General features: G+C 66.4%; 16 protein-coding genes and 1 riboswitch. Of the genes, 6 read left to right on the top strand and 10 right to left on the bottom strand.

The features are described from left to right. Positions 1 to 15: 15 nt before the first annotated feature. The 3 genes from RhoFasB10_RS25220 to thiO all read right to left on the bottom strand — a co-directional run bounded on the left by RhoFasB10_RS25220 (position 16) and on the right by thiO (position 2,007). On the bottom strand, positions 16 to 768 hold the full coding sequence (locus RhoFasB10_RS25220) for a thiazole synthase (RefSeq protein ID WP_167679203.1): 753 nt from the start codon (positions 766 to 768) through the stop codon (positions 16 to 18). Next, positions 761 to 958, bottom strand: coding sequence for a sulfur carrier protein ThiS (gene thiS, locus RhoFasB10_RS25215; protein WP_068422047.1), 198 nt, complete (start codon positions 956 to 958; stop codon positions 761 to 763). The genes RhoFasB10_RS25220 and thiS overlap by 8 nt, the downstream gene beginning before the upstream one ends. Then, positions 955 to 2,007, bottom strand: a complete 1,053-nt coding sequence (gene thiO / locus RhoFasB10_RS25210; RefSeq protein WP_167679201.1) for a glycine oxidase ThiO — start codon at positions 2,005 to 2,007, stop codon at positions 955 to 957. Before thiO ends, thiS begins: the two co-directional genes overlap by 4 nt. Further along, positions 2,006 to 2,118: riboswitch (TPP riboswitch) on the bottom strand. Its footprint overlaps the gene before it by 2 nt. Positions 2,119 to 2,144: 26 nt before the next feature. On the opposite strand from thiO, the gene thiE reads away from it, so the two are divergent. Continuing rightward, on the top strand, positions 2,145 to 2,837 hold the full coding sequence (gene thiE, locus RhoFasB10_RS25205) for a thiamine phosphate synthase (protein WP_068422043.1): 693 nt from the start codon (positions 2,145 to 2,147) through the stop codon (positions 2,835 to 2,837). Here the strand turns inward: thiE and RhoFasB10_RS25200 are convergent. Next, on the bottom strand, positions 2,826 to 3,674 hold the full coding sequence (locus RhoFasB10_RS25200) for an NUDIX domain-containing protein (RefSeq protein WP_167679199.1): 849 nt from the start codon (positions 3,672 to 3,674) through the stop codon (positions 2,826 to 2,828). The two genes, thiE and RhoFasB10_RS25200, sit on opposite strands and share 12 nt — an antisense overlap. Before the next feature lie 82 nt (positions 3,675 to 3,756). On the opposite strand from RhoFasB10_RS25200, the gene RhoFasB10_RS25195 reads away from it, so the two are divergent. The 3 genes from RhoFasB10_RS25195 to RhoFasB10_RS25185 are packed head-to-tail and all read left to right on the top strand — an operon-like array spanning position 3,757 to position 8,387. Further along, positions 3,757 to 5,061, top strand: a complete 1,305-nt coding sequence (locus RhoFasB10_RS25195; RefSeq protein WP_084423567.1) for a hypothetical protein — start codon at positions 3,757 to 3,759, stop codon at positions 5,059 to 5,061. 29 nt (positions 5,062 to 5,090) lie between these two features. After that, positions 5,091 to 6,035, top strand: a complete 945-nt coding sequence (locus tag RhoFasB10_RS25190; protein WP_167679207.1) for a glutamate ABC transporter substrate-binding protein — start codon at positions 5,091 to 5,093, stop codon at positions 6,033 to 6,035. Between the two features lie 9 nt (positions 6,036 to 6,044). Next, positions 6,045 to 8,387, top strand: coding sequence for a serine/threonine-protein kinase (locus RhoFasB10_RS25185; RefSeq protein ID WP_167679197.1), 2,343 nt, complete (start codon positions 6,045 to 6,047; stop codon positions 8,385 to 8,387). Positions 8,388 to 8,458: 71 nt separating this feature from the next. On the opposite strand, the gene RhoFasB10_RS25180 is transcribed toward RhoFasB10_RS25185, so the two are convergent. Together RhoFasB10_RS25180 and pta are read right to left on the bottom strand one after the other, a co-directional pair. Continuing rightward, positions 8,459 to 9,676 (bottom strand): acetate kinase, encoded by a 1,218-nt coding sequence (locus RhoFasB10_RS25180; protein ID WP_167679195.1) that lies wholly within the window; start codon positions 9,674 to 9,676, stop codon positions 8,459 to 8,461. After that, positions 9,673 to 11,751, bottom strand: coding sequence for a phosphate acetyltransferase (pta, locus tag RhoFasB10_RS25175; RefSeq protein ID WP_167679193.1), 2,079 nt, complete (start codon positions 11,749 to 11,751; stop codon positions 9,673 to 9,675). The genes RhoFasB10_RS25180 and pta overlap by 4 nt, the downstream gene beginning before the upstream one ends. 60 nt (positions 11,752 to 11,811) lie before the next feature. Here pta and RhoFasB10_RS25170 point away from each other — a divergent pair, with 60 nt between their 5' ends. Continuing rightward, on the top strand, positions 11,812 to 12,321 hold the full coding sequence (locus RhoFasB10_RS25170) for a nitroreductase/quinone reductase family protein (RefSeq protein ID WP_167679191.1): 510 nt from the start codon (positions 11,812 to 11,814) through the stop codon (positions 12,319 to 12,321). Positions 12,322 to 12,427: 106 nt separating this feature from the next. Here the strand turns inward: RhoFasB10_RS25170 and fgd are convergent, their stop codons facing one another. The 4 genes from fgd to RhoFasB10_RS25150 form a co-directional block, all read right to left on the bottom strand. After that, positions 12,428 to 13,441, bottom strand: a complete 1,014-nt coding sequence (gene fgd, locus RhoFasB10_RS25165) for a glucose-6-phosphate dehydrogenase (coenzyme-F420) (RefSeq protein ID WP_114327997.1) — start codon at positions 13,439 to 13,441, stop codon at positions 12,428 to 12,430. 68 nt (positions 13,442 to 13,509) lie between these two features. Further along, entirely contained in the window at positions 13,510 to 13,857 is a 348-nt protein-coding gene (locus RhoFasB10_RS25160; RefSeq protein ID WP_167679189.1) for a DUF202 domain-containing protein, read from the bottom strand. A gap of 159 nt (positions 13,858 to 14,016) precedes the next feature. Further along, on the bottom strand, positions 14,017 to 14,718 hold the full coding sequence (locus tag RhoFasB10_RS25155; protein ID WP_068422019.1) for a GNAT family N-acetyltransferase: 702 nt from the start codon (positions 14,716 to 14,718) through the stop codon (positions 14,017 to 14,019). Positions 14,719 to 14,738: 20 nt separating this feature from the next. Beyond that, complete coding sequence (locus RhoFasB10_RS25150) at positions 14,739 to 15,263, bottom strand: FKBP-type peptidyl-prolyl cis-trans isomerase (RefSeq protein WP_167679205.1); 525 nt, start codon at positions 15,261 to 15,263, stop codon at positions 14,739 to 14,741. 222 nt (positions 15,264 to 15,485) lie between these two features. Between RhoFasB10_RS25150 and RhoFasB10_RS25145 the strand changes: the two genes are divergently transcribed. Beyond that, the gene (locus RhoFasB10_RS25145) at positions 15,486 to 15,692 is read left to right on the top strand and encodes a dodecin (protein ID WP_068422270.1); all 207 of its coding nucleotides are present in this window, start codon (positions 15,486 to 15,488) and stop codon (positions 15,690 to 15,692) included. Positions 15,693 to 15,710 lie beyond the last annotated feature (18 nt).

Raw genomic sequence — 15,710 nt, 5'->3', positions numbered from 1 at the left:
GCACGCACGTAGGACTCACATCGGCGAACTCGCCTGCGCCCAGAACCGCTTGGGGATCCGCCCGGCCCGACGGGCCTGAAATCCCGCTGCGACCGCGTGCTTCATCGCCGACGCCATGAGCGCCGGATCCTTCGCGCGTGTGACCGCCGTCGCGAGGAGGACTGCGTCGCAACCCAATTCCATCGCCAGCGCCGCGTCGCTCGCGGTACCGATGCCCGCGTCGAGAATGACCGGGACCCCTGCCGCGTCGACGATCATCTCGATGTTGTGCGGGTTCGAGATGCCGAGGCCGGTTCCGATCGGCGCACCCAGCGGCATGACGGCGACGCATCCGACGTCCTCCAGCCTGCGCGCCAGCACCGGATCGTCGGTCGTGTACGGGAGCACGTTGAATCCGTCGTCGACCAGTTGTTCTGCAGCCTTGACCAATTCGATCGCGTCGGGCAGCAGGGTGCGCTCGTCGGCGATGACTTCGAGCTTCACCCAGTCGGTGTCGAGCGCTTCCCGGCCGAGCTGCGCCGTCAGCACCGCCTCCGCCGCACCGCGGCATCCGGCCGTGTTGGGCAGCGGCGCGATGTCGAGCTTGCGCAACAGATCCAGCACACCGGTGCCTCCGGCGACGTCGACGCGTCGCATCGCGACAGTGGTCAGTTCGGTCCCGGAGGCGACGAGGGCCTCCTCCAGCACCGTCAGATTCGCGGCCCCACCCGTGCCCATGATGAGGCGGGAATCGAACGCCCTGTCGGCAATCTTCAGTGACTCAGCCACCCTGCACCGCCGTCAGAACCTCGATGTTGCAACCCTTTTCGACGGTCGTGGCGTCCCATCGGCTCTTCGGCAGCACGACGCCGTCGACCGCGACGGCGATGCCCTTCTCCGGCATGGACAGTCGCGTCAACAACTGTGTCATGGTCAGCTGCTCGGTCAGCTCGTGGTCCTGCCCGTTGACGGTGATCATTGTTTCCTACCTATCTCGAATCGGGCTGGATCTGCAGCCTTCGCTTGGGGGAGTGCGTCGCCGGCGAGTAGTGCGGCGACGGCGTCTGCGGTGATGGGGGTCAGCAGAATTCCGTTGCGGCCGTGACCCGATGCGACGATGACGCGCTCGGAGATCCGGCCGATGACGGGAAGACCGTCGGGACTCATCGGTCGTAGCCCGGCTGCGGCTTCGTACAGTTCGTATTCGCCGATGCTGGGCATGAGGCGTTCGGCGTCGGCGATGAGGTCGCGTACGCCCGCGACGGTGACCTGCGTGTCGCGTCCGGATTCGTACTGGGTGGCGCCGACGACCAGGCCGTCGCCGCGCGGGACGAGGTAGATCGGCCGTCCGTGGACGCTGCCGCGGATGGTCCTGCTCGGAGCTTCGACGGCACTCGACCTGCGACGCAAGCGCAGGATCTCGCCTTTCACCGCACGGACGGGCACGTCGGGAAGCAGCGATGCCGTCCGATCTCCCGCCGCGACGACGATCTGATCGGCGTCCAGCGCGTCCATGTCGGTGACGGCTTCGGCGACGAACTCGACTCCTGTCGCAGCCTTCTGCAGCGCCGCGACGAGCAACCGGTTGTCGACGGCGAATTCGGTGGGCGCGAGCAGCCCGAGGCGGATGTTCTGCGCCAGCGACGGCTCCAGCTCGCGCACCTGGGCGCGGCTCAACACGTCGAGCCGATGCCCCTGCTCCCCGACGAATTCGGCGATGGTCCGCAGGTCCGCGGCATCGGCAGCGTCGAGCGCGACCGTCAGCGATCCCGTCGACGAGAAGACGTCGCCCGGGAGTGAACGCGCGAACTCCGGCCACCGCGCCAGCGAGTGAGCCCCGAGCTCGAGCAGGTCGTGTTCGCCTGGCCACCCTTCGGACAGCGGCGCGAGCATGCCGCCCGCGACCCAGGACGCTCCGGTTCCGACGGCCGGGTCGTACAGGCGCACCGACCAGCCGTCGCGTGCCGCGCGGACTGCCACGGCCAGGCCGATGACACCGCCGCCGACGACGGCCAGGGACTTGGACATTCTGTTCCACCTCACTCCCTGCGCCGGCATGATCCGGTTCAGGTATTGACGGTAAGGACCGGCGTGTCCACTCTCAGCCCTGCGAACCCCAGGACTCCCGTGTATCTACGTACTCCCGACAGACTACCGTTTGCAGAGTGCATCCCTACGAGAGTCCCCAGAACCAGACGGCGCGCGAGCGTTTGGCATCGGCTCGCCTCTACCTGTGCACCGACGCCAGGCGCGAGAAGGGCGATCTTGCCCAGTTCGCGGAAGCGGCCTTGTCGGGTGGCGTCGACATCATTCAGCTCCGCGACAAGAACTCGGCGGGCGAGCGCGAGTTCGGTCCGCTCGAAGCGAAGGACGAACTCGCCGCGTTGGCGATCCTGTCCGCCGCCACCAAGCGTCACGGGGCGCTTCTGGCCGTGAACGACCGCGCCGACCTCGCGTTGGCGTCGGGCGCCGATGTCCTGCATCTCGGCCAGGGCGACCTGCCGGTGCACTACGCGCGCGAGATCCTCGGTCCCGACGTCGTCATCGGCCGGTCGACGCAGAATCGCAACCAGGCTTCCCTCGCCGCGATCGAGGACGGCGTCGACTACTTCGCGACGGGCCCCGTGTGGGCGACGCCGACGAAGCCCAACCGTTCCGCGGCAGGCCTCGAACTCGTGCGCAGTACCGCCGAATCGGCTCCGGCGCGTCCGTGGTTCGCGATCGGCGGGGTCGACGCGACCAACGTCGACGAGGTCCTCGAGGCGGGCTGCGAGCGGATCGTCGTCGTTCGGGCCATCACTCAGGCACGGGATCCCCAGGCCGCGGCGCGAGAACTGGCGTCGAAGCTACGACGCTGATCCCAACCACGCCAGCACCGTCGACGGGGCCAGCACGTGCACCGTTGTGGGCACGCGTTGCCGAAGACCTCGGTCGGCGGTGACGAGCGCGGTCAGGCTGTCGGCCGTCTCGGCCCGGCGGGCGAGTTCGTCGTCGCCGCTACCCGGCGCATGAATGACGGGGACGCGGGCGTCGTCGAACGCCGCGTTACGCGCCTCGCCTTCGAGGACGGCGTCGATGTGCGTCAGCCACCCGAAGTCGCCGTCCGGTAGTTCGACGGTCCTCGGCACGGCGTCGGCGAGCGACGTCAGCAGCTCGCCGGTGGCGCCGCTGCGGTCGCGCCACCAGCCGTTCGGGCGCGAGCCGAGTACGTTGGCCGTGTCGAGCAGGATGCGGAGCGGCGTCGTACGGAGCGTCGGCCAAGCGATCTCGAAGCCGGGGTGCAGCGGCAGCTGATCGACCATGTCCTCGGGAACCCAACGCAGTTCGGTACTTTCACCGTTCGGCGTCGTCTCGAGCTGACCCGGGGAATCTGCGACGACGGTGGTGTACGTCCATCCACTGTCGGCGCGTGCGGTGACCTTCTCACCGCGCACGTGCACGAAGTCGGCTGCGATCGCCGCTTCTTCCTCCGCTTCGCGAACCGCGGCGTGCACGGTCGTCTCGTGACTGTCGCGTGCTCCGCCCGGCAACGCCCATGTTCCGCCCTGGTGCGACCACAGCGCGCGGTGTTGCAGCAGCACGGTCGGCGTCCCGTCGGCAGCAGGAGCGCGCAACAACAAACCCGCGGCGCCGTGCCTGCCCCAGTGCCGCGTGCCGTTCTCGCCTACAACCCACCCGTCGCCGTCGCCGCGCATACGACACACCTTAGGTGAACCGACATGCAGTGTGTTCACGGTCCGAGTACGCGCGCTCACTGCTGCTTATATGCTCGACTCTGTGACTGTGGTCGGCACTACACCCTCTGCTGCCGTACCTCCCACGACTGCAGCCTCGGCCGCGAGCAGCGATCCGCGGCGGGACCTGCAGCGGCTGGTGCGTTCGACGCCCGTGCGCATGATCGCGTTCGGGGTCGTGCTGATCGTGGCTTTCGTCGCCACCGGTCTCGTCACGTCGGTCGCCGTCTCCGATCGCGCGCGCACTCTCGACACTTTGCTCGTCCGCACCGAGCCTCTCGCCAATTCGGCCCAGAACCTGTACGGCGCTTTGTCGGTCGCCGATGCGGCCGCGTCGACCGCCTTTCTCGCAGGAGGTCTCGAACCGCAGGAGACCCGCGACCGCTACACACGAGCGATCGGCGACGCGGGGGCCGAGCTGATTCGGGCATCCAACGGTCTCGGCGACTCCGACGACGACGCGCGCACGGTGCTGATGGAGATCGCCGCGGGTCTGCCCGTGTACACCGGACTCGTCGAGACGGCCAGGACGAACAACCGCGTCGGCAATCCCGTCGGTGCCGCGTACCTCGGTGAAGCCTCGAATCAGATGCAGACGGTTCTGCTTCCGCGCGCCGAGCGCCTGTACACCGAGCAATCCGCCCGCGTTGCGACCGACCAGGAGCGATTCATCCGTCCGCCGTTGTTCGCGATCGCGTTGGTCGTTCTCTGCCTCGTCCTTCTCGTGCTCGCCCAGATCTTTCTGGCGGGGCGCACCAACCGAACGTTCAACTGGGGCTTCCTCGGGGCGACGGCGACGATGACCGTTCTGCTGGGATGGATGCTGGTCGGCGGAATCGTCTCGTCGACGGCCACGGACCGTGCTCTCGATCGCGGCGTCGCGCCGTTGCAGAGTCTGACCTCCGGTTTCATCCTCGCCCAGCAGGCACGTGCCGACGAGACCCTCGACCTGGTGCGCCGCGGGAGCAGCCGGGGCTACGACGCCGAATTCACCACCAACACAGACAAATTGACGACTTTGTTCGCCGACGATCCGGACATCTCCGCCACGCTGACCGCATGGAAGGCCTCGCACGCCCGAATCGCCGACGCTCTCGGCACCGGCGACTTCGCGACCGCTGTCCTCATCACGACGGGGAGCGGAGTCCAGGATTCGTCGACCCAGTTCCGTGCACTCGACAGCAAACTGGTCGACGGCATCGAACAGGCTCGAATCGAGTTACGTGGCAACGTCATTCGCGCGAAGTCGGCACTGGCGGGCATGGCGTCCGGCGCGGTGGCGCTGACGATCGTCGCTGCCGCTGCCGTCGCCGCCGGCATCGCACCGAGACTGCGGGAGTACCTGTGAAATCCTCTGTCGCAGTGGCCGTTCTGCTCATGATCGCGGTGCTCACGGCCGGATGCACGACGGAGCCGCCCATCCCGGAGGTACCGGACGTCGAATACTCCGGCACACCGTTTCCCGACGGCGCAGGGCCCGCATCCGCCACGCAGGACCCGGGTCCCCAGGACGTGCAGTGCTCCAGACCGACTGCGAGCCTTCGCCCGACACCGGCGGGCACTGTGCCTGCTCCCCCCGCCCCGACGGTCGACGCCATTCGCGAGCGCGGGCGTCTCATCGTCGGCCTCGACACGGGCAGCAACCTCTTCTCCTTCCTCGAGCCGATGGACGGCAAACTCGTCGGCTTCGACGTCGACATCGCCCGCGAGATCGCGCGAGACCTGTTCGGCGATCCCGACCGCATCGACTTCCGCATCCTGACGTCCGCGGAGCGCATCGAGGCACTGCAGAACTCGACGGTCGACGTCGTCGTCAAGACGATGACCATCACGTGTGCACGCAAGGAGCAGGTGTCGTTCTCGACCGTCTACTTCCAGGCTCAGCATCGTGTGCTGGCGGTGCGGAACTCGGGAATCAACGGCGTCGCCGACCTCGCGAACAAGCGGGTGTGCGCGGTGGACGGCACGACGTCGCTGCGTCGTCTCGAACGCATCGTGCCGACCGCGCAAATCGTGACGGCAGCGATGTGGTCGGATTGCCTTGTCGTTCTGCAACAACGGCAGGTCGACGCCATCAGCACCGACGACACGATCCTCGCGGGTCTCGCCGCGCAGGACCCCTATCTCGAACTCGTCGGTACCAGCCTGAGCCCGGAGGCGTACGGCGTCGGCATCAAGAAGGAGAGCGACGACTTGGTCCGGTTCGTCAACGGCACGCTCGAACGTATTCGCGCCGACGGCACCTGGAACCGTCTGTATTCGCGCTGGCTCACGGTCATGGGTGCCTCACCCGGTCCGCCGTCCCCGTCGTACGTGGACTGAGCAGGGCACATGAACGCACGCGATCCGGAAACCCCCACCGGGCCGGCAACAGCCCCAGCGGCGATGACCGCCGCGTCCGAACGAACGCAGGCTGCCGAACGAACGCAGGCTTCGGAACGCACCCAGGCGGCCGAGAGAACGCAGGCCGCGGAACGGACTCAGGCCGCGGTCATGGCTCGGTCGTCGCGCTCGTCACGCACGTCGGGGCGTACGCGGTCGGGACGCACCAACGGAATTCGGCGACGCCTCGGCGCCGGACTGGTCGACGTCCCTCGCGTCGATCCGGTCGATCCCGCCACCGCGGTCATGAAGGACCCGACGGTTCCACAGAAGAAGCGTTTCTGCTGGAAGTGCAACTCACCGGTCGGCCGCAGCTCGGCAGGTGATCCCGATCAGGAATCGGGTACGTGCCCGCATTGCGGTGCGCACTACGACTTCTCACCGCTGCTCGAGCCAGGCGATCTGGTCGTCGGCCAGTACGAGGTGCAGGGTTGCATTGCGCACGGTGGCCTGGGCTGGATCTATCTCGCGATCGACCGCAACGTCAGCGACCGCTGGGTCGTCCTGAAAGGTTTGCTGCACTTCGGCGACGACGAGGCGCATGCCGTCGCGGTCGCCGAGCGACAGTTCCTCGCCGAAGTGGCGCATCCGGGCGTCGTGAAGATCTACAACTTCGTCGAACAGCCCCGCGGCGACGGAACCAAGGTCGGCTTCATCGTCATGGAGTACGTCGGCGGACGATCGCTGCGCGACATATTGTCCGCACGCGACGATCACGAGCGTATGCCGGTCGAGCAGGCCATCGCGTACGTCCTGGAAGTGCTGCCCGCGTTGTCGTACCTGCATTCGATCGGTCTGGTCTACAACGACCTCAAACCCGAGAACATCATGGTGACCGACGATCAGATCAAGCTGATCGATCTCGGCGCCGTCGCGGGTATCGAGGACTACGGATACCTGTACGGCACCGCCGGCTACCAGGCTCCGGAGATCGTCAAGACCGGGCCGACGATCGCATCCGACATCTACACGGTGGGAAGAACTCTCGCCGTACTGACACTCGAGATGCCGTCGACCGGTGGGCGTTACGACCCCGGCATTCCGTCACCCGACGATCACGAACTGCTGCGCACGTATCCGTCGTTCCATCGATTGTTGATGCGCGCCACCAATCCGGATCCGACGAGGCGCTTCGCGACGGCCGATGTGCTGGCCAGCCAAGCAACCGGTGTTCTGCGAGAAATCCTCGCGCAGCAGACCGGAACCGAGCGACCCGGCCTGTCCACCGCGTTCAGTCCTCCGCGCACGGTGTTCGGCACCGAGGAATCCGTCGGTCGGACCGATACGTACGTCGACGGCAAACTTCGCGGTGACAAGCTCGGTGCGCGAGAAGTCGTGTCGGCGTTGCCCGTTCCGCTCGTCGACCCGACCGATCCCAGTGCACCGCTGTTGGCCGCCGCCGTGCACAGCGAGCCGCAGCAGACTCTCGACTCGCTGGCGCACGCTCGTCGTAACGGCATCGAACGCTTCGCCGACGGCTCCACCGGTGGTCTCGAGATCACTCTGGCCGAGGTGAAGGCGCACATCGACCTCGGCGACGTGGCGACCGCGAATTCGGTGCTGTCACAGGTCAAGACCGGCGACGAGGACCCCTGGCGAGTGCAGTGGTACTCAGGACTGCTCGCTCTGCTTCGGGGCGAACTCGTCTCCGCACACCGACATTTCGAGAAGGTGCTCGACGCCATGCCGGGCGAACTCGCGCCGAAGATCGCTTTGGCCGCGAGTGCCGAACTCATCGTCGAGAGCAATCCGAACCTGGGGGCCGACGAACGCGACATGTGGCGCGACCGGGCGGAGTCGTACTACCGCGTCGTCTGGCGGACCAGCCGGGCGGTCGTCAGCTGTGCGTTCGGTCTGGCCCGCCAGCTCGCCTACCGGGGCGAGACGGACGCCGCGGTGGCCACCCTGGACCAGGTGCCGATCAGTTCGCGGCACTACTCGGTGGCCAGGATGACGTCCATCTTGACCTTGCTGATGGACCGGCCGTCGAAAGACCTGCAGGAGGAGGACTTTCGCGAGGCTGCGCGCCGCGTCGGGGTACTTCCCCGCAGCGAGGCCCGCGCGCTGCAGATGCGGACCCTCGTCCTGGCGATGGCGATGGACTGGATTCGGTCCGGTCACGCATCCGAGGCCGAACGCGAGCCCATCCTCGGGGTGCACTTCACCGACACCGGGCTCGCGAAGGGCACCGAGAAAGGCCTACGAGCTTTGGCGCGCAACGCGACCGACCGCGCTCATCGGTTCACGCTGGTCGACCTCGCGAACGCGATCCGGCCTCGGTCGCGGTTCTGACCCTGAGCCTGCGGAACGACCATGTGCGTGGGAATGTACAGCCGGCTGTACATTCGCACGCACGGGTCGCGTCAGCGGCTGCTGACCAGGGCATCTGTCGCGCGAGCGATGGCGAGTTCCTCGTTGGTCGGCACGACCAACACCGTCACCGCTGATCCGTCCGTGGAGATCACCCGAGCGACTTTGCCGCGCTGCGCATTTCGTTCCGGATCGATCTCGATACCGAAGCCCTGGAGATTCGCGAGCGCATCCGCTCGGACCTGCGACGCGTTCTCGCCCACGCCTGCGGTGAAGGTGATGACGTCGAGGTGCCCGAGGTCGACCATGTAGGCGCCGATGTACTTGCGTAACCGATGGATGTAGACGTCGTAGGCCAGAGCCGCGTCGCCGTCCCCGTCGTCGATACGCTGTTGCAGTGCACGGAAATCGTTGATGCCGGACATCCCCTTGAGCCCTGACCTGCGGTTCAGCAATTCGTCGATGGCGTCGACGTCCATGTCGGCACTGCGGCGCAGGTGCATTACGATTCCGGGATCGATGTCGCCGCTGCGTGTCCCCATGACGAGCCCTTCGAGCGGCGTCAGCCCCATCGACGTGTCGATCGGCTCCCCTGCCCTGATCGCCGACGCGGACGCCCCGTTGCCGAGGTGCAGGACGATCTGGTCGAGCCCCTCCCTGCCGAGAAACTTCTCGACCTGCTGCGACACGTATTCGTGCGACGTTCCGTGGAAGCCGTAGCGCCGAATTCCATACTGGCGAGCGGTGTCTCGATCGATCGCGTACGTCGACGCGGCCGCGGGCAGCCCGTGGAAGAACGCCGTGTCGAACACTGCGACGTGCGGTACGTCGGGCAACTGACGCCTGGCGACCTCGATGCCGAGCACGTTCGGCGGATTGTGTAGCGGCGCCAGGCTGCTCAGCTCGTCGATCTGCTTCAGGACCGCGTCGTCGACGACCGTCGGCCGGTAGAACACTTCGCCGCCGTGTACGACGCGATGCCCGACGGCAGTGACGCTGTCATGGAGGTCGACGCCCGCGTCGGCCAGCATGTCGAAGGCGATCTGCAGACCCTTGGCGTGATCCGGAATCTCGAGGCGCTTCTCGGACTCGTCCCCGGAAAGATCGAGTACGACGCGGCCCTCGGTCTCACCGATCTGCTCGACGAGACCGGTTGCGACGGCGGTTCCGTCGCGAGTGGAGCCGGCGGAATGAGCCAGATCAGGAGAACCGGGTTCGACGAGCTGGAACTTGATGGACGAGGAGCCGGAGTTGACGACGAGAACGGTCATGCTTCTTTCGACCCCTGAGCTTGGATGGCGGTGATGGCGACGGTGTTGACGATGTCCTCGACGAGTGCGCCGCGCGAGAGGTCGTTGACGGGTTTCGCCAGACCCTGCAGCACCGGCCCGACGGCGACGGCTCCCGCGCTACGCTGTACCGCCTTGTACGTGTTGTTGCCGGTGTTGAGGTCCGGGAAGATGAACACCGTTGCGCGTCCGGCCACCTCGGAGTCGGGGAGCTTGGACTTCGCGACCGACGGCTCGATGGCCGCGTCGTACTGGATGGGCCCTTCCACCAACAGTTCCGGGCTGCGTTCGCGGACGAGCTTCGTCGCCTCGCGCACCTTGTCCACGTCGGCGCCCGATCCGGAGTCACCGGTCGAGTACGACAGCATCGCGACGCGCGGGTCGATGCCGAACTGCGCCGACGTCTGCGCCGACGAGATCGCGATGTCGGCCAGCTGCTCCGCCGTCGGATCCGGGACGATCGCGCAATCGCCGTATGCCAGAACACGATCGGACAGGCACATCAGGAAGATGCTGGACACGGTGTTCACGCCGGCTGCGGTCTTGATGATCTCGAACGACGGCCGAATGGTGTGCGCCGTCGTGTGCGCGGCGCCGGACACCATGCCGTCGGCAATTCCCTTGTGCACCATCATCGTTCCGAAGTACGAGATGTCGGTCATGATCTCGCGAGCACGTTCGATCGTCATGCCCTTGTGCTTACGAATCTCGGTGTAGTCGGCGGCGAACTGCTCGGCGTGATCGGAGGTTTTCGGGTCGAGGACGGCGACGCCGTCGAGCGAGACGCCGAGTTCGGCTGCGCGCCTGCGGATCGGCCCCTCTTCGCCGAGGATCGTCAGTTCCGCGACCTGGCGCTGCAGCAGTCGACCGGCCGCACGCAGGATTCGGTCGTCGTTGCCCTCCGGGAGCACGATGTGTTTGCGGTCCGCTCTGGCACGTTGAATGAGCTGGTACTCGAACATCTGCGGCGTCATGATCGACGGGATGCTGAGTTCGAGGCTGTCGAGCAGTGCCTGCGCGTCGACGCGCTGTTCCATCAGACTGAGGGCGGTGTCCACCTTGCGCTGGGAGCCGACGGCGACGCGTCCACGTGCTTTTGCGGCTGCCGACGCGGTGTCGAACGTGCCGAGGTCCGTGGTCAGGATCGGAAGACGCGGCCCGAGGCCTGCGACGAGTCGCGCGATGGCCGGGTGCGGTTCGATTCCTCCGTTCATGATGATCCCGGCGAGGGACGGAAAGCCCTCCGCCTCATGCGCATTGACGAGCGCGAGCAGCACGTCCGATCGGTCGCCGGGCGCGATGACGACGACGCCTTCGGTGAGTCGTTCGAGGATGTGCTCCGCCGTCATACCGCCGACCATGACGCGGAGTGCCTCACGCTGCATCAATTCGGAGTCGCCGCTGTAGAGCGTGCCGTCGACGGCGTCGAGAAGTTCGGCCATGGTCGGTGCGACGAGCAAGGGAATCTCCGGCAGACTCCACGCAGGCACGCCGAGCGGTTCGAGTGCGGCGGTGACGTCGTCGAGGCGGTCGGGGTCGCAGCGGTTCGCGACGATGGCGACCAGATGCGCGTGATTGGAGCGAAGCTCGGACTGGCTCAGCTGCGCCAGCTGCACGATCTCGTCCGGCGACCTCTCCGATCCGCGCAGCGACAACAGCACGGGCGCACCGAGATTCGCGGCGATACGAGCATTGAAGCTCAGTTCGCTCGGGCTGCCGACGTCGGTGTAGTCGCTGCCGACGATCACGACCGCGTCGCACTGCGCGGCGACGTCGTGGAAGCGCGAGACGATCTCGCCGAGGGCCGCGTCGGGATCGGCATGTACTTCCTCGTACGTGACGCCGAGAGACTGCTCGTACGAGAGATCCGCCGTCGTGTGATCGACGAGCAGTTCGAGAATGTAGTCGGGCTCGTCCGTCGAACGCGCGATAGGGCGGAAGACGCCGACGCGGGCCGCCGACGCGCACAACATCTGCAGCACGCCCAGCGCGATGGTCGATTTACCGGTGTCGCCCTCCGGAGAGGCGATGTAGATGCTCGATGCTCGCTCGGCCATGCCAGCCAGAGTAGCGGGTGAGTAGTTGACAGAAGGTGACCTGCCGTAGTCGGATCTGTCATGGCCGAATCACCGTTTCCCGACGTTCGCTGGGGCAGCGAGAACAGCATCATTCGTAAGCCTGCGATCGCGTTCGCTGCGACGAAGCCCGGGTCATGGGTCATCCGGAACCTCGCAGGCATCGACCGGAGACTTCTCGAGCGCACCGACGGGAAGTACACGATCCTCGGGCCCATCGCCGCGCCCGTCGTCTTGCTGACGACGACAGGTCGCAAGTCGGGGACGCCGCGGACCTCACCGCTGCTGTACTACCGGGAGGGCGACACGCTGTACGTCGTCGGCAGCAACTTCGGGCAACAGCATCACCCGGCCTGGACGTCGAACCTGCTCGCCGATCCGCATGCAACCGTCGCGATCGGGGGTAAGAGGATTCCCGTCACGGCCACCCCCGTTCTCGGGGACGAGAAAGTGCGCATCTACGACGCGTTCAACGACATGGTCCGGGTGTACGGGGAATACAAGACCCGGACCGACCGAGAGATGCGGATGTTCGCCCTCACTGCGGACTGATTGCCATCGCTTGCCCCCGGATCGGCATCGATGGTCCGCGGCAGCTGTCTATCGGATGCCACGGACCATCGATGCCGACAGGAGAGCCGTCGAAAGCTCGCAAAAACTACCCCAGCTTGCGCAACCGCGGCGCCAGGTCGCGCTCGAACAACTCCAGGAACCGCTTCTGGTCGTGACCCGGCGCGTGGAACACGAGGTGGTTGAGCCCGGCGTCGGTGTACTGCTTGACCTTCTCGACCGCCTCGTCCGGATCCGACGCCACGATCCAGCGCTTCGCCACCTGCTCGATCGGCAATTCGTCGGCCGCCTTCTCCATCTCGATCGGGTCGTCGATCGAATGCTTCTGCTCCGGCGTCAGCGACAACGGCGCCCAGAAGCGGGTGTTCTCCAAAGCCAGATCCGGATCGGTGTCGTACGAAATCTTGATCTCGATCATCTTGTCGATCTCACCGGCGTCGCGCTCGGCCTTGCCCGCACCCTCTTCGACGGCAGGCAGCAACTTGTCGGTGTAGAGCTCCATGCCCTTGCCCGACGTACAGATGAACCCGTCACCAGCCCGGCCTGCGTACCGTGCCACCACCGGACCACCCGCAGCGATGTACACCGGAATACCACCCTCGGGCACGTCGTAGATCGATGCACCCTTCGTCGTGTAGTACTCGCCCTCGAAGTCGACGCGGTCGCCGAGCCACAGCTCGCGCATCAACCGCACCGACTCCCGCAGCCGGGCGAAGCGCTCCTTGAACTCCGGCCACTCGCCGGTGAACCCGGTCGCGATCTCGTTGAGCGCCTCACCGGTACCGACACCGAGCATGATGCGCCCCGGGTACAGGCAGCCCATCGTCGCGAAAGCCTGCGCGATCACCGACGGGTTGTACCGGAACGTCGGCGTCAGCACCGATGTGCCCAACTGAATCCGCTCGGTGCGCTCACCGACCGCCGTCATCCACGCCAACGAGAACGGCGCATGCCCACCCTCGTGACGCCACGGCTGGAAATGATCGCTGACGGTCGCCGAGTCCATCCCGTGCTGCTCGGCCAACACACCGAGTTCGACGAGCTCCCGCGGACCGAACTGCTCCGCCGACGCCTTGTACCCGAGCTTCAACGCCTGTGCCACGCTCTACTCCCTCGTCATTAGTCATCAGTCACTTCGATTGTGCACGCCGAGTCCGCCGAGTCCTCTGCTTACTCGATTCCGAGCACCGTGATGACGGCCGCGAGGATCGCGATTCCACCGATCCCGACGGCGAACAGCCACAGTTCCTTCGCCTCGGGCATCGGCGCGCCCTCTTCCAGCGCCTTGCGCACCTGCAGCCAGCGACGCAGGCCGACCATGGCCGCCGACGCAGCCATGAGGATGAGGACGAGTCCCAATCCGGTGCGCACCCAGCCGGTGCTGAAGTCCGGGACCAGGTGCACGATGGCGATGCCACCGGCCATCAGACCCAGTGACGTGCGCATCCACGCGAGGAACGTGCGTTCGCTGGCGAGGGTGAAACGTTCGTCCGGACGGGTCGACGGATCATCGGTCACGGACCAACAATAACGATCAGGCCGATTCGAACCATGGTCACTCCTGCCGCGACGCGTCCTGGGTCTGGCCGGCCCGGCTCGCGCGCGCCGCGAGCGAGGGTGACATCCGGTCACTCTGAGTGACCGGTTGGCCACATTCGGTCCGGTCCCGCGGTCCGGTCAGCCAGGAATCCGTACGAGCGTCAGCCGAGATTCCTGCCGAAGCTCGAACCCGATCGACAGGTACAGCCGAATTGCGTGCGTGTTGGCTGCCGACGCGTGCAGGAACGGCTCCTCACCACGCGCGCGGATGAGGTGCCCGACGGCCCGGACCAGGTCGGTCGCGAGCCCCCGCCCTCGGTAGGCGGGGTCCGTACATACGGCACTGATCTCGGTCCAACCCGCCGGATGCATTCGCTCCCCGGCCATCGCCACCAACGCCTCGCCGTCACGCACGCCGAGATAGGTTCCCAGCTCGAAGGTCCGAGGCAGGAACGGTCCCGGCTTGGTGCGCTCGACGAGGTCGAGCATCTCCGGCACGTCGTCGGCGCCGAGAACGATCGCGTCGGGATACGGCCGCGTCTCGAGGTGCGTGCCGACGAGCTGTACGAGCCCGAACTGGTCGACGACGTCCCACCCTGCGGGAACCCGGTGTCCGACGCCCGTCAGCGACACGATTTCGCCGGGCCCGAACAATGCGGCGATATCGTCCCAGTCCCCTGTCTCGATGACGGGCGGGTGCCCGAGGAACGGCGCGACCTCGGGGTCGAATCGGAAGACGCGTCCCGATCCCGACACCCGCGCGAACCGGGCATGCGCCCCCACCAGAGATCCCCTGACCGGGTCGTCCAGTGGGTGACCGTCGACGTCCTGCGTGCTCACTGCGTGCCTTTCGACGGTGCTTACCCGGTGACGTCGAGGATGTCGATGACGAAGACGAGGCTGTCGCCCGCCTCGATTCCCGCACGCGGTTGACCGTCGGGGTAACCGTCGGCCGACGTCATCGCGACGGCGACCTTCGAGCCGACCGTCTGGCCTGCGATGGCCTTCTGGAATCCGGTGACGACACCGGTCAGCGGAAATTCGGCGGGGGTACCGCGCTCGTAGCTGCTGTCGAAGACCGACCCGTCCCGCCCGTTGACGCCCATGTAGCACACCGCCACCTGAGCAGTGTCGGCCACGACGGGTCCCGACCCTTCGTTCAACGTGTGCACCTGGGTCTCGGACACCGCGAAGGGCGCCTCGACCTGGACCGACGGCGTGGTCGAGTCCGTCGAACCGATGACGGCGACGCTGCCCGTGTCGCCGTCCAAGGTCCACTCCGGGTCACCCGCATCGCTCGGCGCTTCTGTGGGGCAGGACGTGGTGGAGGGTGCCGAACCGGCATCGGAAGGCTCGGAGGAATCCGAACTGCAGCCCGAGAGCATCAGGGCCAGTGCGGTCCCAACTACGAATCCGGTCGAGGACAGGCGAGAAGTTTTCACGCGCTCACGGTACAGACTCTCGTGTTGTCGCTGCGCGACGCACACTTTTCGGCGACGACATCGGCAGTGCCGCAGTGTGTTTGCTGGAACAGGTTTCGGATCCGCACGGAAGAGAGAACCATCGAGCCGGAAGTCGATCCCGAACTCGACAGTGAAGGAGACGCAATGAGCGACAACATCTACCGCGTGACCGAGATCGTCGGAACATCGACGGAGGGCACGGACGACGCGGTTCGCAAGGCGATAGCTCGCGCGAACGAAACGTTGACGAACCTCGACTGGTTCGAGGTCGTCGAGACGCGCGGCCACATCGAGAACGGGTCGATCGCCCACTTCCAGGTGACGATCAAAGTGGGCTTCAAGCTCGAATGACGTCCGCCTCGTGCGTGG

It is taken from the genome of Rhodococcus sp. B10 (assembly GCF_011770055.1).
GTDB classification, from domain to species: Bacteria; Actinomycetota; Actinomycetes; order Mycobacteriales; family Mycobacteriaceae; genus Rhodococcoides; species Rhodococcoides kyotonensis_B.
The sequence above is the reverse complement of the archived record's forward strand: the minus strand, read 5'-3'. Positions and strand labels throughout refer to the sequence as shown.